At 58.9% G+C, this 23,298-nt stretch carries 23 protein-coding genes; 9 read left to right on the top strand and 14 right to left on the bottom strand.

Annotated elements, in window-relative coordinates:
- Positions 1–30 precede the first annotated feature (30 nt).
- The 11 genes from ACR0LI_RS15515 to ACR0LI_RS15465 all read right to left on the bottom strand — a co-directional run bounded on the left by ACR0LI_RS15515 (position 31) and on the right by ACR0LI_RS15465 (position 11,437).
- The gene (locus ACR0LI_RS15515) at positions 31–753 is read right to left on the bottom strand and encodes an amino acid ABC transporter ATP-binding protein (RefSeq protein WP_171724632.1); all 723 of its coding nucleotides are present in this window, start codon (positions 751–753) and stop codon (positions 31–33) included.
- Positions 750–1,412, bottom strand: coding sequence for an amino acid ABC transporter permease (locus ACR0LI_RS15510; RefSeq protein ID WP_171636552.1), 663 nt, complete (start codon positions 1,410–1,412; stop codon positions 750–752). Before ACR0LI_RS15510 ends, ACR0LI_RS15515 begins: the two co-directional genes overlap by 4 nt.
- An 11-nt stretch (positions 1,413–1,423) precedes the next feature.
- Entirely contained in the window at positions 1,424–2,086 is a 663-nt protein-coding gene (locus tag ACR0LI_RS15505; protein WP_171724631.1) for an amino acid ABC transporter permease, read from the bottom strand.
- Between the two features lie 69 nt (positions 2,087–2,155).
- Positions 2,156–2,956 (bottom strand): transporter substrate-binding domain-containing protein, encoded by an 801-nt coding sequence (locus tag ACR0LI_RS15500; protein WP_480490923.1) that lies wholly within the window; start codon positions 2,954–2,956, stop codon positions 2,156–2,158.
- Positions 2,957–3,392: 436 nt separating this feature from the next.
- On the bottom strand, positions 3,393–4,628 hold the full coding sequence (locus ACR0LI_RS15495) for a Tm-1-like ATP-binding domain-containing protein (protein WP_480620967.1): 1,236 nt from the start codon (positions 4,626–4,628) through the stop codon (positions 3,393–3,395).
- A gap of 13 nt (positions 4,629–4,641) precedes the next feature.
- Positions 4,642–5,583, bottom strand: a complete 942-nt coding sequence (locus ACR0LI_RS15490; RefSeq protein WP_171636544.1) for a phosphotransferase enzyme family protein — start codon at positions 5,581–5,583, stop codon at positions 4,642–4,644.
- The gene (locus ACR0LI_RS15485) at positions 5,580–6,875 is read right to left on the bottom strand and encodes an aspartate aminotransferase family protein (protein WP_171636542.1); all 1,296 of its coding nucleotides are present in this window, start codon (positions 6,873–6,875) and stop codon (positions 5,580–5,582) included. The genes ACR0LI_RS15490 and ACR0LI_RS15485 overlap by 4 nt, the downstream gene beginning before the upstream one ends.
- A 15-nt stretch (positions 6,876–6,890) precedes the next feature.
- Positions 6,891–8,375 carry an aldehyde dehydrogenase gene (locus tag ACR0LI_RS15480; RefSeq protein WP_480488713.1) on the bottom strand — a complete coding sequence of 495 codons (1,485 nt, stop codon included), beginning with the start codon at positions 8,373–8,375 and terminating at the stop codon, positions 6,891–6,893.
- Between the two features lie 4 nt (positions 8,376–8,379).
- Positions 8,380–9,900 carry a tripartite tricarboxylate transporter permease gene (locus ACR0LI_RS15475; protein ID WP_480488715.1) on the bottom strand — a complete coding sequence of 507 codons (1,521 nt, stop codon included), beginning with the start codon at positions 9,898–9,900 and terminating at the stop codon, positions 8,380–8,382.
- 7 nt (positions 9,901–9,907) lie between these two features.
- Entirely contained in the window at positions 9,908–10,444 is a 537-nt protein-coding gene (locus tag ACR0LI_RS15470; RefSeq protein ID WP_152460588.1) for a tripartite tricarboxylate transporter TctB family protein, read from the bottom strand.
- A 63-nt stretch (positions 10,445–10,507) separates the two neighbouring features.
- Positions 10,508–11,437, bottom strand: a complete 930-nt coding sequence (locus ACR0LI_RS15465) for a tripartite tricarboxylate transporter substrate binding protein (RefSeq protein WP_171724625.1) — start codon at positions 11,435–11,437, stop codon at positions 10,508–10,510.
- 108 nt (positions 11,438–11,545) lie between these two features.
- On the opposite strand from ACR0LI_RS15465, the gene ACR0LI_RS15460 reads away from it, so the two are divergent.
- Both ACR0LI_RS15460 and ACR0LI_RS15455 read left to right on the top strand, forming a co-directional pair.
- Positions 11,546–12,325, top strand: a complete 780-nt coding sequence (locus ACR0LI_RS15460) for an IclR family transcriptional regulator (RefSeq protein ID WP_171636532.1) — start codon at positions 11,546–11,548, stop codon at positions 12,323–12,325.
- Positions 12,326–12,359: 34 nt separating this feature from the next.
- Positions 12,360–13,712, top strand: coding sequence for an aminotransferase class III-fold pyridoxal phosphate-dependent enzyme (locus ACR0LI_RS15455; protein WP_480718799.1), 1,353 nt, complete (start codon positions 12,360–12,362; stop codon positions 13,710–13,712).
- Positions 13,713–13,745: 33 nt separating this feature from the next.
- Here the strand turns inward: ACR0LI_RS15455 and hpaR are convergent, their stop codons facing one another.
- On the bottom strand, positions 13,746–14,186 hold the full coding sequence (gene hpaR / locus ACR0LI_RS15450) for a homoprotocatechuate degradation operon regulator HpaR (RefSeq protein WP_480718798.1): 441 nt from the start codon (positions 14,184–14,186) through the stop codon (positions 13,746–13,748).
- Positions 14,187–14,291: 105 nt separating this feature from the next.
- On the opposite strand from hpaR, the gene ACR0LI_RS15445 reads away from it, so the two are divergent.
- Genes ACR0LI_RS15445 through ACR0LI_RS15415 form a run of 7 tightly spaced genes read left to right on the top strand, consistent with a single transcriptional unit; the run spans position 14,292 to position 21,270 of the window.
- Complete coding sequence (locus ACR0LI_RS15445) at positions 14,292–14,690, top strand: 5-carboxymethyl-2-hydroxymuconate Delta-isomerase (RefSeq protein WP_171229363.1); 399 nt, start codon at positions 14,292–14,294, stop codon at positions 14,688–14,690.
- Between the two features lie 3 nt (positions 14,691–14,693).
- Positions 14,694–16,202 carry a 5-carboxymethyl-2-hydroxymuconate semialdehyde dehydrogenase gene (hpaE, locus tag ACR0LI_RS15440; protein ID WP_480718797.1) on the top strand — a complete coding sequence of 503 codons (1,509 nt, stop codon included), beginning with the start codon at positions 14,694–14,696 and terminating at the stop codon, positions 16,200–16,202.
- A 54-nt stretch (positions 16,203–16,256) separates the two neighbouring features.
- Entirely contained in the window at positions 16,257–17,099 is an 843-nt protein-coding gene (hpaD, locus tag ACR0LI_RS15435) for a 3,4-dihydroxyphenylacetate 2,3-dioxygenase (RefSeq protein ID WP_171636524.1), read from the top strand.
- A gap of 58 nt (positions 17,100–17,157) precedes the next feature.
- Positions 17,158–18,555, top strand: coding sequence for a pyridoxal phosphate-dependent decarboxylase family protein (locus ACR0LI_RS15430; RefSeq protein WP_210093469.1), 1,398 nt, complete (start codon positions 17,158–17,160; stop codon positions 18,553–18,555).
- Positions 18,552–19,406, top strand: coding sequence for a fumarylacetoacetate hydrolase family protein (locus ACR0LI_RS15425; RefSeq protein ID WP_209835102.1), 855 nt, complete (start codon positions 18,552–18,554; stop codon positions 19,404–19,406). Before ACR0LI_RS15430 ends, ACR0LI_RS15425 begins: the two co-directional genes overlap by 4 nt.
- Positions 19,403–20,203 carry a 2-oxo-hept-4-ene-1,7-dioate hydratase gene (gene hpaH, locus ACR0LI_RS15420; protein ID WP_171724618.1) on the top strand — a complete coding sequence of 267 codons (801 nt, stop codon included), beginning with the start codon at positions 19,403–19,405 and terminating at the stop codon, positions 20,201–20,203. The genes ACR0LI_RS15425 and hpaH overlap by 4 nt, the downstream gene beginning before the upstream one ends.
- 11 nt (positions 20,204–20,214) lie before the next feature.
- On the top strand, positions 20,215–21,270 hold the full coding sequence (locus tag ACR0LI_RS15415; RefSeq protein WP_209835101.1) for an aldolase/citrate lyase family protein: 1,056 nt from the start codon (positions 20,215–20,217) through the stop codon (positions 21,268–21,270).
- A 99-nt stretch (positions 21,271–21,369) separates the two neighbouring features.
- Here the strand turns inward: ACR0LI_RS15415 and ACR0LI_RS15410 are convergent, their stop codons facing one another.
- Positions 21,370–21,966, bottom strand: coding sequence for a TetR-type transcription factor C-terminal domain-containing protein (locus ACR0LI_RS15410; RefSeq protein ID WP_171636514.1), 597 nt, complete (start codon positions 21,964–21,966; stop codon positions 21,370–21,372).
- 3 nt (positions 21,967–21,969) lie between these two features.
- Entirely contained in the window at positions 21,970–23,280 is a 1,311-nt protein-coding gene (gene paaK / locus ACR0LI_RS15405; RefSeq protein ID WP_480718796.1) for a phenylacetate--CoA ligase PaaK, read from the bottom strand.
- Positions 23,281–23,298 lie beyond the last annotated feature (18 nt).

The raw sequence follows: 23,298 nt of genomic DNA, 5'->3' as shown, positions 1-23,298 counted from the left end.
CTTCCTCGTTGTTTCTGGGGGCCAGTGCACTCAGCGCACGTTGGCCAGGAATTTACGGGTGTGTTCGGATTGCGCAGCACCGAATATCTGCCTGGGCGGGCCGATCTCTTCCATCACGCCCTGATGGAAGAAAGCAACCCGGTCCGACACATCGCGTGCGAAACCCATCTCGTGCGTGACACAGATCATGGTCATCCCTTCTTCGGCCAAAAGGCGCATCGTGTCGAGAACCTCGCCCACCAGTTCGGGATCCAACGCTGACGTCGCCTCATCAAAAAGCATGTATTCCGGCTCCATCGCCAGCGCGCGGGCGATGGCCAGACGCTGTTGCTGGCCACCCGAAAGGGCAGATGGGTAGACGCCCAGCTTTTCGCCCAGGCCAACATGGGTCAGTTGGCGGGCGGCGATATCGCGGGCTTCTGATTTTGACAGTCCTTTGACGATCTTGGGGGCCAGCGCGACGTTTTCCAATGCGGTCAGGTGAGGAAAGCTGTTCCATTGCTGAAACACCATTCCCAGCTTTGTGCGCAGCTTGTTGATATCGGTGCCTTTGGCATGAACATCTGTGCCATCGACCCTGACCGAGCCTTGCTGGATCGGTTCCAGCCCGTTGATGCAATACAGCAGGGTCGATTTGCCGGAGCCCGATGCGCCGATCACCGACAGGACCTCTCCTTTCTGCACATCCAGATCGATGCCCTTCAGCACATGCAGCGCGCCGAAATACTTGTGCAGGTCGCGAATTTCGATCATTGGGCCCACCTTTTTTCAAGAGACGCGGAATAGCGCGAAATCGGATAGCTGAGCGCGAAATAGAACGCGCCCGCGATTGTCAGGATCAGGAAAGGTTCCTGCGTCCGGGTGATCAGGATCTGACTGGCCTTGAGCAGTTCGACATAGCCCAGCACCGAAACCAACGCGCTGTCTTTCATCACTCCCAGTGCGACACCGACCCAGGCCGGGAACACCGCGCGTCCGCCAATCGGGAAGACGACATAGCGCAGATCCTGCCAATAGGTCATGCCCAGACTGCGCGCGGCACGGCGCATCGGCGCACCGACGGCCTCGATCCCGCCGCGTGCGACATTCGCAACCAAAGCGGCCGTGTAGATTGACAGGATCACCACGCCCGAGGCGAAGGGGTCCAGATTGAGCCCGACAATGGGCGCAAAGTTGTAGAACAGCACCAGTTGGATGATCAGCGGGACGGATCGGAAGACATCCAGAAACGGGGCCACTGTCAGGGCTGCGGCCAGCTTGCCCTCGTACAGGATCCACCCGCATACCACGCCAAGAAGCGTTCCGATGGATATCGACAGAACCGAAATCCAGAGTGTCCGCAGGGCAGCTTCGCCCAGGAACCACAGATCATTGATGGTGAAGCCGCTGAAAAAGCTGACAGTGGGTTGCATCCGCGCCTCCTTCAATAGCGGAAAAGCCGGGACGCCAGCAGGCGCGAGGCAAGAAGGATGATTTTGACGATCACGTAATAAATGACCGCGGTGACGGCGAAATATTCAAAGATGCGGAAGGTGCGCGAGGCAAAGAACTGCGTCTCGCCGGACAGCTCGCGGAAACCGACCAGCATGCCCAGCGAGGACATGAGCACGGCCCAGACCATCTGATTGGTGATCGGGTGATAGACGATGCGAAACACCTGCGGGATCACCACGCGTGTGTAAGCTTGCCACGCAGTCATGCCCAGAGAGCGAGAGGCCCGCAACTGCGTCTCGGGGACGGCCTGAAAACCTCCGCGAAAGTTTTCGGCCAGATAGCCGGCGCAATTGAAGGTCAAACCTGCAAGCACGATGAAGTAAGGCGACAGGTGCAGGCCGAATGCGCCAAGCCCGAAGCCGAAAAAGAACAGCTGAAACAGGGCGGGCGTGTTTCGGGCCAGTTCGACCCAGGCCGAGGCGAACCAGCACAGCGGCCCCTTCAGGTGCAGCCGCGTCAGTGCAAGGCACAGGCCGATGAGGATGCCCAGGATCATCGCCAGAACCGCGACTTGCAGAGTCAGCAGCGATGCCTCAAGCAAGTCCGGCAGGCTTTTCATGACCGGCCGCCAGTGGAAGTTGTAATCGAACACAGGTTTTTTCCGAATTGACCGGCTCTTTCGCCCGGCCGAAACCCGACGAAAGAGCACTGGGGGGTGAAATCAGTACATCACGCCGGGGATGCGCAGCTCGGGTGCTTCGCCTCCGACATATTTGCCCCACAGTTCCTGGTACCGGCCCGAGCGCACCTGATGCGTGACAAACAGGTTCAGGAAATTCAGCCAGGTGACGTCCTGTCGTTTGCCCACCACCGAGGTATAGTCGGTCGTCCAGGGCATACGGGGGCCGGCCAGCACCGTTTCATACTGCTGGGTGATCGGCAGAACAGCGGTGTTGGTGGTGATGCCGATATCGGCCTTGCCCTGCGCGACCGCCAGAAACACCTCGTTTTCCGACTGATAGCCCTGATAATTGCCTTCCTCACCCCATTCGGCGGCAATCTTCAGCCATTCCTGTTCCGGCACGGTGCCAATCGCGGCGGCGACGCGTTTGCCGCGGATGTCTTCGAAGGTTTCGATTCCGCTGTCCGCGTTTACGACGCCCTGCGCATAGTAGATTGCATAAGGAATGGTAAAGCCCACGGTCCGCGCCCGTTCAAGGCTGTCCGAGGTTGCGCCGAACACGACGTCGGCGCGCCCGGTCACGATGACCGGCAGGCGTTCGGCCCAGGTCAAAGGCAGGATTTCCGCCTCGACTTCAAGCGCCGCGGCCAGATCATTGCAGTAATCCACGTCAAAACCCGCCGGTTCGTTGTTGGCGTCGCGATACCCGATCGGCGGAAAGTCCAGAACAACGCCGCAGCGAAGAGTACCGCGATCCACGACATCGTCGAGCGTGTCCGCCATCGCAGGACCTGTTGTGAAAGTGGTGAAGGCCGCCAAAGCGACGAGTTTCTTGAGCATGTGATCCTCCCTGAATCAAAGATGCGATCACGAATAAAGGATATTGGATCCAACATCCATAAAAAAATTCCACCGGCAACCGATACGGGCCCGTACCCGGCTAAAGCATGGATCAATTGTTCAAGAAACGCCCTTGGCTGATTGATCGTCTTGGGGGTGGGGGCAAGCCGATGATCCAATCGTTCAAAACGTTGTGGAGACGCTTTTTACGCAACATCCGCATGAAGAACCGGTCATTCTGATCCGGTCCGCGTGGCGCAGCTTGAACCGGGCCAGGATGGACGAAGACAACCCCAACACGTTCTGGAACCGTCCGCCAGAAGACTGGGTGCCCGAGGTTCACGGAACCGACCTGCACAAATCCGGACAGGTGCCACAATTCGCTGTCAGACAAAGCGCAGGGAGATTTTCCGTTTCCCGATGCTGCCAATGGCGTTCAGTCTGTTCGGATGACGCCGGTTTCCACCCACGTGTCAAATCGCGACAGAACAGCTTGACAGAAAGCCGCGTCGTTGATGTGAACATCCAGCTCGGTCATCGGTACCCGGCCGGGCATGACCTTGCGCGCCTCGTCCACCATTTCGGCCAGAGCCTCTGGATCATGCGCCTCTTCGCCTTCCCTGTCCCAGGCCTCGACACCCTGAACGGGCAAAAAGAAATGCACCGGCCCGGTTGCGGCTTCCAGCCGGTTGGCGAGTTCCCGAATCCAGGCGCGCCGTTCGGCGCCGTTGAAGACCGAGCTTTTGATCAGGCGGTTGTGTTCGTGGAACGGGCGATCGGCATATTGTTCGGGGATGTCCTGCCAACCCGCGAAATCCAATAGATCCAGCGCACCGGGTGCCACCATCTGGGGCGTCCCAACGCGCCCGGCATTTGTGACCCGGTCATCGCCGCTGGATACGACAGAGCCCGCCATCAGGTTGCCAAATTCCTGCATGCAGAAGTCCATCACGCAGGCAAACGCGCCTTCGCCCGCCAGTTTTTCATAGGCCATGCCGCCCATGCCGGTAGAGTGGAACACGGCCACTTCAAAGCCGCGGTCTTCCAGTGCCGGTTTCAGAATTTTCATGTAGCGCAGGCAGGACGAACCAAGGCTGGTCATCCCGATCAGAGGTTTGCTGCGATCGGGGGCGGTCGCCGCCCTGGCTGCGCCCACGACGGCCCCGGCAGCTTGGCTGAGCGACGATTTGCAGATCGAATTCATGCCATACAGGCCGCCGGCCCACAGGATCATCTGAACATCCGGCGCCAACCGGTGCGGAGGGATCAGAGGCGAGAAGCTGACCGTTGACACGATATATTTGGGAACCCCCATCGGCAAAGCCTGTGCACAATCAAGTGCAAGGTCTGTGCCCATGGTCCCGCCCGTGGCCAGCAACCCGTCAAATCGACCTTCTGAATAGGCCTGTGCAACAACTTTTGCGGCCCCTGCGGACATCACGCGAAAGGCTTTGTTCTCGTCTCCTTGCGCGATGACCTGTTCTATTGTCATGCCACCGGCAGCGGCAACGTCGTGTTTCGAGATATCCGTCGGTTCGGACGGATCACCCAGAACCGATACATCCATGGTCAGCACGTCAGCGCCCTGCGCTCTGACCGCCTTTTCGATGAACCGCATTTCGGGCTCTTTCGTATCATACGTACCAATCAGCAGGATTGTCTTTTCGGCCATCGGTGCCTCCTGTCTAGATGTGCTGTTGAAGGTATTGGGACATCAACGCCCGGGCGGTTTCAATGAACCGCTCATTGCGTAAGCCCGATCCATCTTCGTTCAGTCGGGATGCAACCCATCCCACATAGGTTACGGCGCGCAGTGCCATGAACAGGTCGAGTTGTTGGGTACAGATCGTTCGTTCAGATCGATACCCCGCCAGCAAAGCACCGCGCAGCCAGATGAAATCAGGTTCGTGCAGGTTCTTGAGAAGCGTCGTTGCGATATCAAACAGGCGAAAACCGAACCCGGCATCGTCGAAGTCAATCAGCCACAGTTTGTCACCGTCAACCATGACGTTTTCGCGGACAAGATCGGCGTGGATCAGCCCGTAATCCAACTGATTTTCCACGCGCCGAAGGTCACGATCTGCGATATCCCGAAACGCCAGGAAAAGGGCCCGGTCCGTTTTTCCAAGCGTTGGGTTTTCCCAGAAACGACCCCAGACAGGGGCGGCTCCAAGCAGCCCGCTGCGATCCCATGACCAACGCACGAAGCCCTGAGGGGGTGCCCATTGGTCGCTGATGTGGTGCAGCCGTGCCATTTCCCGGCCAATTGAACAAAAGACGCCTGTCCGGTCCTGATGCGTTAAAGCCTTTTCGGTCGCACCCAGAGGGCGGCCCGGCAGCCAGTCGAGCATGTCGACCTGAATGTCGTCCACCAGATGCAGATAGCGCCCATCCGCGGCCGCGACGGGCGTTGGAACCCGGACCCCGTTTTTGCCGAGAACGGCCATCCACTGTAGCTCTGACCGGAGTTCGGCATCCGTTCGCAAGCCCTTGCGATGCAGTCTCAGGGCATAGGCGGTCTGGCCTGCCTGAACGCGATAGACACGGTTTTCCCGAGCCGCCACGAGAGACGCCTGGCCATCAGCCAGCCCCCAAAGGGACAGCGCATGTTCCACGATCTGCTTCATGCGACCCGTGGCGTTTCCGCCAACACGTCGTCCAGCGTGTCGAAAAGAAGATCCGCGTTTTCGACAGAGAATGGCATGGGTGGGCGAATTTTCAGAGTATTCTTGTGACGCCCAAGCTTGGAGTGAATGATCCCGCGCTGGCGCATGGCGTTGATGATACGGTCAGTGAATTCACCGGCGGGTTCCTTGCTGTCGTGATCAAGGACCATTTCAGCCCCGAATATCAGCCCCGAGCCGCGTATGTCTCCGATGACGTCATACTTTTCTTTCAAAATGTTCAGCCGTTTTCGCGCGTGGTCGCCAACGGATCTGGCATGTGCGACCAGGCTATGGTCTTCGATCTCTTCCAAAACCGCCATCGCGGCAGCACAGGAAACAGGGTTTCCGCCAAACGTGTTGAAGTACCGATATCCCTTGCGGAATGCCGAAATGATCTCGGAACCTGTGACCACGCCGCCCACCGGATGGCCGTTGGCCATGGGTTTGCCCAAGGTCATGACATCCGGCACAACGCCCAACTTCTGATGCGCCCACATGTGGGTGCCGGTTCGGCCAAAGCCTGATTGCACCTCGTCGCAGATCAACAGGCCCCCGGCCTGGCGCACGACCTTGGCCGTGGGTGCCAGCCAACCGTCCGGTTTGTCGGGAAACCCCTCGTTCAGGAAATAAGGGCAGAGGATCAATGCGGCAAAACCGATGCCGGCCTTTTCGTGTTCCGCAATCTGTTCCGCCACCGCATCGGCGAATTTTGACCCGTCCGGGTCGGGATGGCGATAGCTGTCGGGCGCGCTGACAAAGCGGAAGTACCGGCCCAGACCGAAGCCGACTGTCGGGATGTTCGATCTGCTCAACTGGCTGACCAGCGCGGTATTGCCGTGATAGGTGGCGTCGGTGCCAATGATCCCTCGTTTTCCGGTCATCGCCTCGGCCATTCGCAGAGCAATGTCATTTGCCTCGGAGCCGGTACAGGTGAGGATGGCCGAATCCAGGGATTCGTCCATCGTTCCGGTCAGTTTTTCCACATAGTCCAGAATCCCGTCATGCAGATACCGGGTGTGCGTGTTGAGTGTGCGCGCCTGACGACAGATCGCCTCGACCACGCGCGGGTTGCAATGCCCCACATGAGGCACGTTGTTGTAGCAATCCAGATATTTGCGCCCGTCCGCATCCCACAGCCAGACGCCTTCCCCTTTCACGAAATGAACGGGTTCGTCATAGAAGGTCGATACATTGGGCCCCAGCAACCGGGCCCTGCGTTCAATGAGTTCCGCGGATTTCGCTGAAAGGGTCATGCGGGCGGCCTTTTCTCAGAGTTTTATCCATGCGGTTTTCAGATCGAAGTATTTCTCGATCGCGTGCAGCGATTTGTCGTGCCCGTTTCCGGATTGGCGAACGCCGCCCAGCGGAACGGTCAGGTCGGCACCGCCATATGTATTGACATGCACAACGCCGGCGCGAATGCCGCCCACCATGCGATGCGCGCGGCTGAGGTTCGAGGTCCAGACACCACCGGCCAGCCCATAAACGGTGGCATTGGCAAGGCGCAGCGCTTCGTCTTCGTCCGCAAAGGGTGTGACGGCCAGAACAGGGCCAAAGACCTCATTCTGGAACAGGGTGTCGGTCTCTTTCACGTTGGCCATTACGGTCGGCGCCATGTAATAGCCTCCGGTCTTTGTCAGAATGCGGTTTCCGCCGGTACGGCGCTCGGCGCCTTCGGCCTCGGCCTTGGTGACGAAATCCAGATTGGCCTGAAGCTCTGGCAGGCTGTGGACCGCACCGATCTGGCTGTTCAGATCCAGCGGGTCGCCGACGCGAAAGCCTTCGGCGTGGCGGCTGATCTCGGCGACGAAGTCCTCGTAGATCTCTTGCTGGACCAACAGGCGCGATCCGGCGACGCAGACCTGACCAGAGTTGCGGAAGATGCCCGCCGCGGAAACCTTGGCCGCTTCGGCCAGATCAGGGGCGTCGGCAAAAACGATGTTCGGGGATTTTCCGCCCAGTTCAAGATAGCAGCGTTTCAGGTTCGACCGCGCCGAATACTCCAGCAGCCGCCGCCCGGTTGTACCCGACCCGGTAAACACCATGATGTCAACATCCATCGACAGGGCCAGCGCCTCACCCACGACCGAGCCACGCCCGGTCACGACGTTGAACACCCCATCGGGCACTCCGGCTTCCGCGGCAAGCTCGGCAATCTTGAGCAGGCTGAGTGAGGCGCTTTCGGCAGGTTTCAGCACGATGGAATTGCCGGCGGCCAGTGCCGGTGCAATTTTCCAGCTGCCGATCATCAGTGGGAAGTTCCAGGGCACGATGGTCCCGACAACCCCGACCGGAGCGTTATGCACAAGACCCAGAACGTCACCGCTTGTCGGGGCGATCTGCCCGTAGATCTTGTCGATCGCCTCGGCATAATACCGGAAAGTGGCAGCCGCCGAGAGCGTCTCGGCCTTGTAGGCCATGGTGATTTCGGTTCCGTTGTCGCGCACGCCCAGCACGGCCAGTTCAAGCGCGCGTGCTTCAATCAGGTCGGCCAGCTTCAGAAGCACTTTCTTGCGGCCGGCAGGGGCCATGCGCGACCATCGCCCGTCCTCGAAAGCACTGCGTGCCGCGCGCACGGCCATGTCGACATCGGCCGGTGTGCCTTCGGCGATCAGCGCCAGAGGTTGGCCGTTGATCGGAGACAGAACCTGATGCCGGGCCCCGGTTTCGCCATCCTGACTGCGGCCGTTTATGAAATGCCCGCGCGGAGCAATGTCCTGCGCACGCAGCGCATCAATCGAGGATTGGTCCATGGGGTTATCCTTGCTGAGTTGAGTCTTCGTCGAGAACCGGCTGCGGTCTGATACGTTCCTTGTGTTCCTTGATCAGTGAGCGAACGTGCAGCAGAAGGATCCCAAGGATCATGATGAAAAGTATTGCTGCAATCGGTCGGTCGATGAAATCAAGTGGCGACTTCACCCGCGCCATGGCGCTGCGCAGTTTGACTTCCATGATCCCGCCCAGAACCATGCCCAGAATGATCGGAACAATGGGCAGGTTCAGGCGCTTCAGGATCAGCCCGAACACGCCGAACCCGGCGGCAATAGCGCAGTCCGTGACTGAGTTGCGCAGGCTGAATACCCCGACAAAGGACAGCGTCAGGATCATGATCCCCAGAAAGCGCGTCGGGATCTGAATGATCTTCAGCAGCAGGTTGGTCGAGAACAAAAGAAAGACCAGAACGATCACGTTGAGCAGGATCAGCGACATGTACAGCGCCATGACAAAATCCATCTGGTCGGCAAAAAGCTGCGGTCCGGGGATCACGTTGTGAACGTAGAAGACGGACAGCATCATCGCGGTCAGCGCCTCGCCCGGAATACCCAGCGCCAGCAGTGGAATCATCGCGGCCCCGGGAACGGCATTGTTGGCCGCCTCGGACGCCACCAGACCTTCGGGTGACCCATCGCCGAATTTGTCCGGGTCCTCAGAGGTTTTCTGTGCATATGTGTATGACAGGAACTGTGATGTGAATTCGCCTGTGCCCGGTATCATGCCCATGAGCACACCCAGCGATGACGAAACCGTCGCTATTCGTTTCAGGCCCAGCAGCTCTTTGAGGCCCGCGAAGATGCTGCCGCGCACATGGGCTTGGCCCGGCGCGTGTTCTTTGTCGACCAGCAACAGCAGCGCCTGACTGATGGCGAACAGCCCAAGAACCACCACGATCAGATCGACACCTGACGAAAGCCAGGTTTGGTCAAAGGTGAAACGTTTGGTGTATTTGACGGGTTCCAGACCGACGGTGCTGAGGAAGATGCCGAAGAACGCCAGCATCGCGGCCGAGAAGGTTTGCCCTCGATGGGCCAGGATCACCAGAAGGATGCCCATGAGTGCGGCCAGAAAAATCTCGCGGCTGCCGAAATGCGGGGCAACCCAGGCCAATACGGGCGACAGGATGATCAGACAGAGGATCGAGAAGATGCCGCCAAAAAACGACGCTGAATAGGCCAGCGACAGGGCCCGGTGGCCCTCGCCGCGCTTGGTCATGGGATAGCCGTCATAGGTGGTCAGTGCGTTGACGGCCGTACCGGGCGTGTTGATCAGGATGGCGGGGATTGCGCCGCCATACATGGACGACCCGTAGATGCCCAACAGAAGGGTCAGGCCGACGATGGGCTCGAACGCGAAGGTGGCGGGCAGCAGGATGGCAATTGCGACAGCGGCGCCGACGCCGGGCAACGCGCCGATGATGACCCCGCCCACCGATCCGATGATCAGTGCCACGACGACCTGCCACTGTGCCAGAATTGCAAAGCCGGAAATCAGATTGTCCATCTTGGCCTCACAAGTAGGTCAGCGCAAAGGCGCGCAGCCCGTCGGGCAGATATTCGTATATCCGACCGGCAGGAATGTTCACCTGAAGCAACGCGCGGAAAACGACTGCCACGACCGCGCCGAAGCCAAGTGCAACGCAAAAAGCCCCGGGCAATCGAAACCCCAATCGTATCGTCAGCAGGGCTGCAAAAAGCATGGTCGATGGCAGGTATCCAAGCCACGGAACCGCCACGACATAGATCAGGAAGTAGGCAACGTATTCGAGGGACATCAACCAGAACGTCACCTCTCGCAACCGTCCGGGAATGCGTGGGGACAGGAAGGAGCCCAGCAAGTGGAGGCCGCTGAACAAAACCATGCCCCAGATCGCGATCTTGGGCCAAAGGGCGGGCTGGGCAAACCACTTGGTTCGTTTGACGGCCTGAGTCTCAGCGCCGATCTGGCTGAGAAGGAACAGGGAGAAGCCGAAGAAAAGGAAGGCAAAGACAATATCGCCAGGACGTCGATACCGTCGGAACATGTCTTGCAGCGTCTTTGCTATCATCTTGGCCTCCTGTTTGAATCAAACAGACCCGGCGTTGTTCGATCTGGCCGGGCCTGTTTCGGATTATTCGCCCAGAATCTCTTCGATCTTGGCGAAAGAGGCTTTGTCCTGCTCGATCTGAGCATTCGAAGCGTCCGGGTCCTGCCAGTAGATCAGGGCGCCCGTTTCCTCAGCCAGCTTTTTGGCCTTGTCCGAGGACAACGCTTTCTGCGCGGCAGCCGAGATCTTTTCACGCGCGTCGGCGGGCGTGTCCTTGTGCACGAACAGCCCGTTCCAAAGGGCCAATGGCAGATCCGGATTGAGTTCCACGATCGTCGGCGTATCCGGAACCAGTGAAATCCGCTCGCCGCCGATGCTGGCAAGGACGTTCACCTGATCAAGGCAGGGAAGGATAAGCTGTAGCGTCGTATTGATGACATCCACGTCGCCTGAGGCCAGCGTGTTGCAATCCAGGGCGTCGAAAGCCGCTTCGCTGGCAAAGTCGAACCCGCTGCTGACCGCAGCTGCAAATGTGACCTGAGTGGGGGGCAGAACCGATCCGAAATGGCCAAGCGCTACGTCATTTTCCTTGCCGTGTTCGGCCAGTTCTTCCCAGCTTGAAAACGGCGCGTCTTTGCTGGCCGCGATGACGAAGGGATAGGTCAGGAAGATACCAATTGGATCAAAAGGATTCGGGTTGAGTTCGGGAATTCCGATTTCGGGGCCGATGACAGGTACGCCGATGACGAATGAGCCGATGGTGTAGCCATCCGCCGGAGCGGTTGCCACCTCGACCGCGCCGGGGAATGGGCCGCCTCCGCCGCCCGGTTTGTTCACGACAGCGGCAGGCACACCGTACATGGCCTGGAATTCGTCGGCGATCATCCGGGTAAGGACATCTTCCAGATCACCCGGAGGCCAGGGGACGACAAAACTTACCGGCTTTTCAGGGTATTCAGCCAGTGCGGCAGTGGCCGAAGCCGCAAAAGCGGCGGCTGTTAGAAATTTCTTCATTGACACCTCCCGATACTGGTTCATTAATTGAACCGCGTTAACAATAATAATGTTGCTTTGTTAAGTTAGTTCTGTCAAGTAATACCTGAGCAAGAGGACCACACGCACATGGGTACAGCCCTTAACGCCTTAAAAATGCTGGACTACTTTTCCAATGCCCGCCCAGAGATCGGGTTGAGTCACCTTGCGCGGTTGTCCGGGCTGAACAAAGCAACGGCATTGCGTCACCTGCGCGCGCTTGAGGAGTTCGGGTTGATCGAACAGAATCCGATGACGAAATCCTATGCGATCGGGCCGGCGGCTTTGCGTTTGGCCGCGCTGCGAGAGATCGCCAGGCCCGGCATTGAGGGCGCGCGCCAAAAGATGCAGGCCGCTATGCAGGTGGTCGGTGAATCCCTGCATCTGTCTTTGCTTGAGAAAACGGGGTTGCAGACGGCGCTTGTGGTGGAAACAACGCAGCACAGTGTCCGCGTCAGTCTTGATCCCAGCGAGATGCTTCCGCTCAATGCAACGGCATCAGGTCTTTGCATGCTCAGTTTCGGGCCGGCCCACCTTTTGGAGCAGTTGGATCAGCACGTGCAGGCACGGTTTACGCAAGCGACGCTTACTGATCCGAAGCTTATCAGGGAACGGGTCGCAAAGATCAGAGTTTCAGGCTGGGCCGACAGCCGTGGCAGTTACGAAGAAGGTGTTTTTGGATATGCCGCGCCGATCTTCGGCATCGATCAGGTCGCATTGGGAACCATCGCGATAGCTGTCCCGGAAACCCGGGCAACCAGCGACCGCCTTCCGGCAATACTGTCCACGTTGCATTCACTTTCGGTTGATCTGACTGCTGGTTTTGGCGGCCAGTTGCCCGACTCCTTTCCAACCGGATTCCACCCGTGACCCGGGGCGGATTCAATACTCGGAGACCCGCGACATGAAAGACTCCAACTTTCTGAAGGAAAACAACGCCCGGTATTTCTGGCACCCGATGGCGCACCCCGCCGACAGCCGGAAGAACCCGCCGACCATTCTCAGCGGTGGTGAAGGGGTCAACATCACTGATGTCGATGGTCACACGGCGCTGGACGCCGTAGGGGGGCTGTGGAACGTCAATCTGGGCTATTCCTGTGAACCGGTGAAACAGGCCATAGCGGATCAGCTGAACGCGCTGCCCTATTACTCGACCTTTCGCGGCACCAGCAACGACAAGGCGATCGAGCTGTCCTATGAGCTGGCCCAGTTCTTCGAGGCCGACGGGCTGACCCGTTCATTCTTTACGTCGGGCGGGTCGGATTCCGTCGAAACTGCGCTGAAGCTTGCGCGTCAATATCACAAGGTTCGGGGTGAAGCAGGGCGCACCAAGTTCATCAGCCTGAAGCAGGGTTATCACGGCACCCATTTTGCCGCCGCTTCCGTCAACGGCAACCAGAAATTCCGCGCGGTGTATGAGCCGATGATGCCCGGCTGTTTTCACGTGCCGGCGCCGTGGACCTATCGCAACCCGTTTGACGAAACCGACCCCGAGCGTCTGGCGCAGCTTTGCGTCAAGGCGCTTGAGGCCGAGATCGCTTTTCAAGGTGCAAACACTGTTGCCGCCTTCATCATGGAGCCGGTGTTGGGCGCGGGCGGTGTGATCCCGCCACACAAGAGCTTCATGCCCATGGTGGGCGAGGTCTGTTCGAAACATGGCATCCTGCTGATCTCGGACGAGATCATCACCGCTTTTGGTCGCACCGGCAGCGAAAGCGGTGCGCGGCACTGGGGTGTACAGCCCGATATCATGACGACGGCCAAGGCGATCACCAACGGGTATTTCCCTTTTGGCGCGGCCATGATTTCCGGTGCGGTCGCTGAGGTATTTGAAAGCGATACCACGGGCCTGGCATCCGTGGATCAGGGGTACACCTATTCTGGCCATCCGGTCGGGGCGGCCGCGGCCTTGGCCGCCCTGTCCGAGATCAACCGGCTGAGGATCTGGGAAAACGCTGCTGCGCGTGGGGATGAGTTGTTTGACGGCTTGCAAAAGCTGGCCGACAAGCATGACGCTATCGGGGACGTGCGGGGCGGCGAGGGACTGATGTGCGCATTGGAACTGGTTTCGGACCAGGCGACCAAGGCGCCTGTCGCAAAACACCTGCCGCTTCAGGTTCAGAAAGCCGCATATGAAGATGGCGTGATGGTGCGTGTGTCTGGCAACAACATCATTCTGTCGCCGCCGCTGATCGTCACTTCGGAAGACGTGGCCAAAATTCTGTCGGCGCTGGATACCGGTCTTGCCACTTTGTAGGCGGTCAACCGACCCCTTCGGAACCTGGCGGGGTCAGACATTGATGGCTTGCAGATCCTCGAGCAGGTCCAGCAACTGATCCAGCTTCTCCTTGCCCATCTGCGCTTCGATATTTCTGGAGATCGCAAGTGAAGTGGCCAGGTTTTCCCTGAGGATGGTGCGGCCTGCTTCGGTGATCTTGACCATGGTGCGGCGTTTGTCTTCGCTATCCTGACGGCGGGTAATCTGGCCGTCAGCCTCCATCGTGCGCAAAATGCGGGTCACGCTGGGCAGCAACAGGCACGCCTCGTGCGCGATGGTGCTTTGCTCCACTTCGCCCAACTCGTCCAGAACGCGCAGGATGCGCCATTTCTGCTCGGTCAGTTGAATGCCTTGCAGCATATCCCGGATCGGAGCCATGACGGTTTCGCGGGCACGCAGCAACGCGATCGGAAGGGACCGGGCAGTGCTTTTGGAGTGGCTTTGAGTGTTCATGCGGCCTTCTAGAACGCCGTTCCGTGAATTGCAAAGATTAACAAAGCAATCTCTTGACAGGGGGTGCATTAAAAACTAAACATGTTAACTAATAAAGGAGAGACCATGCCTCACTTCCACGTCGAATATTCCGGCAATCTTGAAGACAGGATCGACATGGATGGCCTGTGCGAGTGCATTCGGTCAACGGCGGCCGGGATCGAGACCTTTCCCATGCCCGGTATTCGTGTGCGCGCGACACGGGTCGATCATTACGCCATAGCGGACGGCAACCCGGCGCATGGGTTCATTGATATCTCGATCCGCCTGCGGGCAGGCCGATCCGCGGATGTCAAGGAAGATGCGACACAGCGCATATTCGAGGCGGTCAAAACATATCTGGCGCCGGTTTTTTCACAGCATTCCATCGCGCTCTCGCTTGAGATGCGTGACATCGACCCCAAGCTGTCGCCCAAGGCCGGTACGATCCGCGACCACCTGTCGGCGACCACGCAGGAGACCTGACGCATGAGCGCACTGGACACAAACATCGAAAAGCTGAACGGCTTTCTGGACCGGTTCCGGGAAACGGGCATCCACAACCGTATAGCGGGTGAAGACCGGGACGGATCCGCCGGAGTGTTTCAGTCGGTCTCACCCGTCGACAAATCCGTGATCTGTGATGTTGCCCATGGCACGGCAGATGACATCGACGCGGCAGCCAAGGCCGCCCACGCAGCATTTGCAGAGTGGCGAGACATGCCCGCCACCCAACGCCGTCGCATCTTGTTGAATGTGGCTGATGCCATTGAAGCGCGCGCCGAGGAAATTGCACTGTGCGAGTGCTGGGACACGGGGCAGACCCTGCGTTTCATGTCAAAGGCAGCTTTGCGCGGGGCAGAGAACTTCCGGTATTTCGCGGATCAGGTGATTCAGGCGCGGGATGGGCAGCACCTGAAGTCTCCGACGCTGATGAATGTGACGACCCGTGTGCCGATTGGCCCGGTTGGCGTGATTACCCCGTGGAACACGCCGTTCATGCTGTCGACCTGGAAGATAGCACCGGCCCTGGCTGCGGGTTGCACGGTGGTTCACAAACCCGCCGAGGATTCCCCTCTGACGGCCCGTCTTCTGGTGGAAATCGCCGAGCAGGCAGGGCTGCCCAAAGGTGTGCTGAATACGGTCAACGGGTTTGGCCCCGACGCTGGCAAGGCTTTGTGCGAGCATGCGCTGATCAAGGCCATTGCCTTTGTGGGCGAAAGCCGTACCGGCAGTCTGATCGTCAAGCAAGGCGCAGATTCCCATAAGCGCAACCATTTGGAACTGGGTGGAAAAAACCCGGTTGTCGTGTTTGATGATGCGGATCTGGACCGTGCTTTGGATGCCGTGATCTTCATGATCTATTCGATCAATGGCGAGCGCTGCACCTCGTCTTCGCGGCTTTTGGTGCAGGACACGATCAAGGAAGACTTCGAAGCCAGATTGATTGAGCGCGTCAACAACATCAAGGTGGGGCACCCCTTGGACCCCGAGACCGAGATCGGGCCGTTGGTGACCGAAGAACACTACACCAAGGTCACGAGCTATTTCGACATCGCCAAGGAAGGTGGCGCAACTGTCGCCGCTGGCGGCGTCACGGTGGGGGATGCGGGCTATTTCGTCCGGCCGACCCTGTTCACCAATGCCACCAACCAGATGCGCATTGCGCGTGAAGAGATATTTGGCCCTGTCCTGACCTCGATCCCGTTCTCGACCGAGGATGAGGCGCTGGAGATCGCCAACGACACGCCATATGGCCTGACCGGCTATGTCTGGACCAATGATCTGACCCGCGCGCTTCGGTTCACAGACAGGCTGGAGGCTGGAATGATCTGGGTGAATTCCGAGAACGTGCGTCACCTGCCCACGCCGTTCGGTGGGGTCAAGGCGTCCGGCATTGGCCGGGATGGCGGCGACTGGAGCTTTGAATTCTATATGGAACAGAAACATATCGGCTTTGCCACCGGTCAGCACAAGATCATGCAGTTGGGTAAATAGATCACGTAGGCCGACCCCGGCTGGGGCAAGCCCATTACACGAGGAGGAATTGCCATGGGAAAGATAGTACAGGCCGCAAAGATCACGCATGTACCCAGCATCTGGATGTCCCACACGATGCAAAAGTACAAGGGCATCCGGCAATCCGCCATTGATGGATATGCACGCCTGCGTCAGGACGCGATCGACCGCGGGGTCGAGACGTTCATCGTGTTCGACACCCATTGGATCACCAATCAAGGGTTTCACCTGAACACGAAGGAACATCACAAGGGCCGGTTCATAAGTCACGAACTGCCGCATATGTTGGCGGATATGGAGTTCGACTATCGCGGCGATCATGAACTTGGGGAAACCATCCTTGACGTTCTGCGCGAACGGGGAGAGCGGGCGCTGGGCCATTCGCACCCCGACATGGGCATGGAATACGGCACCCTGCTGCCGATGCATTTCATCAATGATGGCGTGAATGCCCGGGTTTTGCCGGTGGCGGTCAATCAATTCTCGTCGATTGCGGAAAACCGGGCCTGGGGCGAGGCCATTGCCGAGGGTATCCGACGTTCGGACCGCAATGTATCCATTCTGGCGTCCGGCTCGCTCAGCCACGACTTTACGCCGAATGAACGCTCGGTCGACGGGCTGAATGCCGTGAATGGCGAGTTCAACCGCCAGATGGACATGCGCGTTCTTGAGCTGTGGCAGCAGGGCCGATTTGAAGAGTTTCTGGAAATGCTGCCGGACTATGCAAAAAAATGCACCGGTGAATGCGCCATGAATGACACTGCTTTGCTGTTTGGTGCGTTGGGGTGGGGAAGCTACAAGGGTGAGATCGACATTTACACCCCGTATTTCGGCAGCTCTGGCACCGGTCAGGCCAATGTCAGCTTTTCGGTGTGACGCACGCAACGGAACAAAAGGGTTTGGCGGTGATCCCGTCACAAAGGAAAGTCAGCAGATGAACTGGGACACGTTTTCGCATTGGGGTCAGCACATCTCGAAGTGGGCGGCGGATTATCACAAGACACTTGCTGAACGTCCCGTGCGGGCGCAGACCGCGCCGGGGGAAATCGCGGCCCAGCTTGTTGCAACTCCACCCGAGACAGGCGAGCCGATGGACGCCATCATGGCCGATTTCGAACGGATCGTGATGCCGGGCATCACCCATTGGCAGCATCCGCGCTTTTTTGCGTATTTCCCGGCCAACGCTGCACCCCCGTCCATGTTGGCCGAGATGCTGGTGACGACCATCGCGGCCCAATGCATGTTGTGGCAGACCTCGCCTGCCGCGACCGAGGTCGAGGGCGTCATGGTCGACTGGCTGCGGCAGGCCGTCGGATTGCCCGAGGGTATGACCGGCGTCATACAGGACAGCGCCTCTTCGGCCACCTTGTCGGCGGTACTGACCATGCGGGAACGGGCCACCGGCTTTACCGGCAACCGGGAAGGCCTGAACGCCAAGGGGGCGCTGCGGATCTATTGTTCCGATCAGGTGCATTCGTCGATTGACCGGGCATGCTGGGTTGCCGGGATCGGTCAGGACAATCTGGTCAAGTTGCCCACGCAGGGGCCGAATTTCGGGATTGTTCCCTCGGCGCTTGAGGCCGCCATTATGAATGACGTCGCCGCCGGACATATCCCGGCCGGGATTGTTGCAATTACCGGTGGCACAGGTGTGGGGGCCTGCGATGATCTGATGGCCGTGGCTGATATCGCCCAAAAATACGACCTTTACACCCATCTTGACGCCGCCTGGGCGGGTTCGGCCATGATCTGCCCCGAATTCCGCAGGGCTTTGTGGCAGGGCGCCGACCGCTATGACAGCATCGTCTTCAACCCGCACAAGTGGATGGGTGCGCAATTCGATTGTGCGATCCAGTTCCTGAGGGACGCCACGCCGCAGCTCGATACGCTGAAAATCGAGCCGGAATACCTCAAGACGACCGGAGCCGAGGTGACGAATTACTCGGAGTGGACCATCCCGCTGGGCCGCAGGTTCCGGGCGTTGAAAATCTGGTTCCTGTTGCGGTCATACGGGTTGGAGGGATTGCGCGAACGCATCCGCAACCATGTGGCATGGGCCGGTGAACTGGCGGAAAAGATTGGTGCGATCGAGGGGTTCGAGATCACAACCGGCCCTATCCTCAGCCTGTTTTCCTTCCGCTGCCCAGGGGACGATGCTCAGCAGCAGCGTCTGGTGGACGCGCTGAATGACGATGGCCGGATTTACCTGACGCAGGGCATGTTCGACGGCCGCAAGATCATCCGCTTTCAGGTCGGGCAGTTCGATACCACCCGCGACGACGTGTTGATGGCTGCGGACGTGATCCGGGACGTGTGGGAGACCATGAAATGAGGTTTGCCACTTTCGTATCGGGCGAAGAACGTTTCTTCGGGGCAATCACCGACGGTGGTGCTATTGCCTTGAACCAGGAATTCCCGGAACACGACAGCCTTTATGAGGTGATCGCGGCCGGGGCGTTCGATCAACTGGCAGAGGCGGCCGGGGGGAAACCTGTCACCCATCCCGATTTCATCTACGACATGGTGATGCCGGACGCGCGACGTATCCTTTGCGTCGGGGTGAACTTTCCTGACCGGAACGCAGAATACAAAGATGGCAGCGCGCAGCCGAAATACATGTCTCTGTTCCCGCGTTTCGCCAGTGGATTTACCGGCCATGAGCGGCCTCTGATCCGCCCGCCGGAAAACCACACGCTGGATTACGAAGGCGAAGTGGCCATCGTGATTGGCAAGGCTGGCCGCCGCATTCCGCAGCAGGACGCGTATGATCACATCGCCGCGCTGACGCTGTGCAATGAAGGAACCATTCGCGACTGGGTTCGGCACGCCAAGTTCAATGTCACCCAAGGCAAGAACTGGGACCGCTCTGGGGCCATCGGCCCGTGGCTGGTTCCCTTCACGGATGCGGCCCAGTTGGATGACGCTCGTATTCAGACACATGTGAATGGCGAGCTGCGGCAGGATGATACGCTGAACCGCATGATGTTCCCGATCCGGCGCGAGATTGAATACATCTCGACTTTCATGACGCTTCAGCCCGGCGATATCATTGTGACCGGTACACCGACCGGGGCGGGCGCGCGGTTCGATCCGCCGAAATACCTGGCACCCGGTGATGTGGTCGAGGTCTCGGTCGACGGTATCGGTACTCTGCGAAACACGGTTGAGGATGAAATAGTATGACGCCCGAAGACCATGCGCGCGCGGCCGCTGATCTGTTGCAGGCGGAACGAACGCATGAACAGATTGGCCTGCTCAGCCTGCGCCACCCCGAGATAGGCATGGATGACGCTTACGAGGTGCAGAAAGCCATCTGTCGCCAGAAACTGTCCGAAGGGCGCAAGGTGATCGGGTGGAAGATCGGCCTGACTTCGAAAGCCATGCAATACGCGTTGAACATCGATATTCCTGACAGTGGAATTCTGTTTGACGACATGGTGTTTGCACAGGGTGCCACCGTTCCGGCCGGGCGATTCATCCAGCCCCGGATCGAGGCCGAAATTGCCTTTGTCATGAAGTCTGCCATAGGCGGGGACAACGTGTCCCGCGAAGATATCATCGCGGCGACGGAATGCGTCGCGCCGTCCATCGAGATTCTGGATACCCGGATTGAACGCGTGGATCCCGAAACCGGCAAGGCGCGCACGGTCTTTGACACGATCAGTGACAATGCCGCCAATGCCGGTATCGTTTTGGGCAACGACCGCCACAGGGTGGATGCCTTTGATCTGCGCTGGGTCGGGGCACTCACCTTCCGCAATGGCGAGATCGAGGAAACCGGTCTGGGCGCGGGGGTGCTGAACGATCCGGTCGAAAGCGTCGTGTGGCTGGCGCGTCGCATGGCGCAATACGGTCAGAGCATCGCGCCGGGCCAGGTCGTTCTGTCCGGCAGCTTCATCCGCCCGGTCGAATGCCCCTCGGGAACGGAAATCCAAGCTGATTTCGGACCGTTCGGCTCAGTCGATATCCGTTTCGCCTGAAAGGAACGCCAATGCCCGCGCCAAGCAATACGTTCAAGGCCGCGCTGAGGGCGGGAACCCCTTTGATCGGGTGTTGGGTTGGGCTGGCCAATGCCTATACGGCCGAGATCGCCGCAACGGCGCAGTTTGACTGGCTGCTGGTTGACGGAGAGCATGCACCAAACGATCTGCGCTCGATCCTCGAGCAGGTGAGGGTGATTGAAGGATCTGGCAGTACCCCCGTCGCACGCCTGCCGATTGGCGAAACCTGGATGATCAAGCAATATCTCGATGCCGGTGTGCAGAACATACTGGTGCCGATGGTGGAAAGCGGCGATCAGGCGCGCGAACTGGTGCGGGCCGTGCAGTATCCACCTCGTGGCGTTCGGGGCGTAGGTTCCGCTTTGGCGCGGGCTTCGCGTTTTGCGGCTATCCCGGATTATCTGAAAACGGCGGACGAGCAGATCTGTCTTTTGGTGCAGGTCGAAAACAGGCTTGGGCTGGAGGCGCTGGACGACATACTGGCGACCGACGTCGATGGGGTGTTCGTCGGCCCGTCGGATCTGGCCGCAGATATGGGCCATATCGGCGATGCCGGGCACCCGGACGTGATCGAGGCCGTTCTTGATGCGATCCGGCGCATCGTTGCGGCAGGCAAGCCGGCAGGGATATTGTCACTGGACCCGGTCATGCAGCGAAAATGCCTGGATCTGGGGGCAACATTCGTGGCCACGGACATCGATGTGACTTTGTTCGCCAAGGCAATCCGGGCCGCTGCTACTGATGGGCTCAGCCTGCTGCCCGATCAGGTGGCTTCGGGAAGCGCACAGACAGGCGCGGCGTCGAAATACCTGCAACAGCTTTGCAAACACTGGTCGCGCAAGGCTCAGGTAACATTTGATGAAACGCAAGGCAGCGTGAGCTTTCCGGACGGGAACCGCGTCACGCTTTCGGCAGGTGATACCAGCCTGACCGTAACCGCCGCCACCCGGGCGCGCGGTGATCTGGCCCGATGGCAACAGGTCATCGAGGCTCATCTGGCGCGTTTTGCGTTTCGGGAAGAGTTCCGCATTGATTGGTCAGGATGAGGAAAACACGTTGCGGCCCTGAATCCGGCTCTGTGGCAACAGGACAAAGGCAGGCACACCTGCGTTGGATTTGAAACGGTTTTGCCCGAAAGGCCACAACTAGAGCTTGTGGATACCATGGACGGTCAGCGTACTGACCAGATCGGCATAGTCTTCGCGGGCTTTGGGGCCCGCGCCGGTGTTCCACATGTAATACCAGTTCAGCATCCCAAAAACTGACATCGTGGTGCCGCGCAGCTTGTCCTTGTCATCATTGAAGGCTGTCGGGGCCAGCTCTTTCAGGATATCGCGCACAAAATTTACCAATTCCAGCTGATACCCGCGCAGAAGTTTCTGCTGTTCCTCGGTCAAGGCGCTCATGCCGCTGATCTGCACCCGGTGTTCGTCATCTGCGCCTTGATAGGCAAACAGGATTTCGCGCACCGCTTTCCGCAGCTTCTGTTCAGACGTAAGACCGTTCAGATCCACATTGCAGATACGGTCGCGAAGCTCGCGCAGGTAGGTTTCAAGGATGTCATACAAGATGGCATCCTTGCTGTCGTAATAGTGGTAGATGTTTGCCTTGGAAATCCCGCACTCTTTTGCCAACAGGGTCATCGAGGCGCGATCAAACCCTTGGTCGGCGAACACTTTGGCAGCCATTTTCAGGATTTGCTTCCGCTTCTGGTCGTGATCTTTGGCGATTGTACGGGCCACGGCTTATTCCTTATCGCGATTGTCGACGACGCGCTTCGCCTTGCCCTGAGAGCGTTCGACGTCGCCGGGGTCACCTACAACAATTTCCGTTGAGACGCCAACGACGTCCTTGATCCGCTTGGTCAGCATCCGTGCCGCGGCCGTCTTGGACAGTTCGTCGGTGGAATCCGGGGACGATTCAACATAAACCCGCATGGCGTCCATGCGGCCGGATTTGTACAGCTCTATCTGATAATAAGGGGCAAGGCCCCCCGTCGCCATGACCTGTTCTTCAATCTGGCTGGGAAAGACGTTGACCCCGCGCAGGATCATCATGTCGTCGCTGCGACCGGTGATTTTGGCCATCCGGCGCATGGATCGTGCTGTCCCCGGCAGCAGGCAGGTCAGATCGCGCGTGCGATAGCGGATCATCGGCAAACCTTCCTTGGTCAGGGTCGTGAACACCAACTCGCCGGTTTCGCCATCGGGCAGGACCTCTCCGGTCGTGGGATCAATGATTTCAGGCAGGAAGTGATCTTCCCAGATCACCGGGCCATCCTTGGTTTCAACGCATTCATTGGCCACCCCGGGCCCCATGATTTCGGACAGGCCATAGATGTCGACCGCATGCATATCAAACGCATCCTCGACTTCGGCGCGCATGGCGTCCGTCCAGGGCTCGGCACCGAACACGCCAACCTTCAGCGAGCTTTCACGCGGGTCGAGCCCGGCCTTGTGGAACTGTTCAAGGATATTGAGCATATAGGAAGGTGTAACCATGATCCCGTCGGGCCGGAAATCGTTGATCAGGTTGACTTGCTTTTCGGTTTGCCCGCCGGACATGGGGACGACGGTCGCGCCAAGCCGCTCGATCCCGTAATGTGCGCCAAGACCGCCGGTGAACAACCCGTAACCATAGGCATTGTGCACCATGTCCCCCTTGCGCAACCCCGATGCGCGCAGGGACCTTGCGCCCAGATCCGCCCAATTGTCGATGTCGTTTTTGGTGTAGCCCACCACCGTCGGCTTGCCCGTCGTACCGGACGAGGCGTGCAGACGAATGATCTGGCTGCGTGGAACGGCGAACAGGCCGAACGGATAGTTGTCACGCAGATCATTCTTGTACGTGAACGGAAACTTCGCCAGATCCGAAAGCTGCTGAAGATCGTCGGGATGCACACCGGATTCGTCAAACCGTTGCTTGTACATCGGAACGTTCTCGTAGGCGTGGCGAACGGACCATTTGAGGCGTTCAAGCTGCGTCACGCGGATTTCGTCGATCGAGGCGATCTCGATCGGGTCCAGATCCGCTTTGTTTGGGGAAAGGTCTTCCATCGCGTCACTCCTCCAGTC

It is taken from the genome of Ruegeria sp. CL7 (genome assembly GCF_056536445.1).
This window is presented reverse-complemented; position numbering and strand designations above follow the sequence as displayed.

Coding starts and splice junctions, on each gene's coding strand:
- ACR0LI_RS15515 (WP_171724632.1), bottom strand. CDS start 753: ATGATCGAAATTCGCGACCTGCACAAGTATTTCGGCGCGCTGCATGTG.
- ACR0LI_RS15510 (WP_171636552.1), bottom strand. CDS start 1,412: ATGCAACCCACTGTCAGCTTTTTCAGCGGCTTCACCATCAATGATCTG.
- ACR0LI_RS15500 (WP_480490923.1), bottom strand. CDS start 2,956: ATGCTCAAGAAACTCGTCGCTTTGGCGGCCTTCACCACTTTCACAACA.
- ACR0LI_RS15495 (WP_480620967.1), bottom strand. CDS start 4,628: ATGGCCGAAAAGACAATCCTGCTGATTGGTACGTATGATACGAAAGAG.
- ACR0LI_RS15490 (WP_171636544.1), bottom strand. CDS start 5,583: ATGAAGCAGATCGTGGAACATGCGCTGTCCCTTTGGGGGCTGGCTGAT.
- ACR0LI_RS15485 (WP_171636542.1), bottom strand. CDS start 6,875: ATGACCCTTTCAGCGAAATCCGCGGAACTCATTGAACGCAGGGCCCGG.
- ACR0LI_RS15480 (WP_480488713.1), bottom strand. CDS start 8,375: ATGGACCAATCCTCGATTGATGCGCTGCGTGCGCAGGACATTGCTCCG.
- ACR0LI_RS15475 (WP_480488715.1), bottom strand. CDS start 9,900: ATGGACAATCTGATTTCCGGCTTTGCAATTCTGGCACAGTGGCAGGTC.
- ACR0LI_RS15470 (WP_152460588.1), bottom strand. CDS start 10,444: ATGATAGCAAAGACGCTGCAAGACATGTTCCGACGGTATCGACGTCCT.
- ACR0LI_RS15465 (WP_171724625.1), bottom strand. CDS start 11,437: ATGAAGAAATTTCTAACAGCCGCCGCTTTTGCGGCTTCGGCCACTGCC.
- ACR0LI_RS15460 (WP_171636532.1), top strand. CDS start 11,546: ATGGGTACAGCCCTTAACGCCTTAAAAATGCTGGACTACTTTTCCAAT.
- ACR0LI_RS15455 (WP_480718799.1), top strand. CDS start 12,360: ATGAAAGACTCCAACTTTCTGAAGGAAAACAACGCCCGGTATTTCTGG.
- hpaR (WP_480718798.1), bottom strand. CDS start 14,186: ATGAACACTCAAAGCCACTCCAAAAGCACTGCCCGGTCCCTTCCGATC.
- ACR0LI_RS15445 (WP_171229363.1), top strand. CDS start 14,292: ATGCCTCACTTCCACGTCGAATATTCCGGCAATCTTGAAGACAGGATC.
- hpaE (WP_480718797.1), top strand. CDS start 14,694: ATGAGCGCACTGGACACAAACATCGAAAAGCTGAACGGCTTTCTGGAC.
- hpaD (WP_171636524.1), top strand. CDS start 16,257: ATGGGAAAGATAGTACAGGCCGCAAAGATCACGCATGTACCCAGCATC.
- ACR0LI_RS15430 (WP_210093469.1), top strand. CDS start 17,158: ATGAACTGGGACACGTTTTCGCATTGGGGTCAGCACATCTCGAAGTGG.
- ACR0LI_RS15425 (WP_209835102.1), top strand. CDS start 18,552: ATGAGGTTTGCCACTTTCGTATCGGGCGAAGAACGTTTCTTCGGGGCA.
- hpaH (WP_171724618.1), top strand. CDS start 19,403: ATGACGCCCGAAGACCATGCGCGCGCGGCCGCTGATCTGTTGCAGGCG.
- ACR0LI_RS15415 (WP_209835101.1), top strand. CDS start 20,215: ATGCCCGCGCCAAGCAATACGTTCAAGGCCGCGCTGAGGGCGGGAACC.
- paaK (WP_480718796.1), bottom strand. CDS start 23,280: ATGGAAGACCTTTCCCCAAACAAAGCGGATCTGGACCCGATCGAGATC.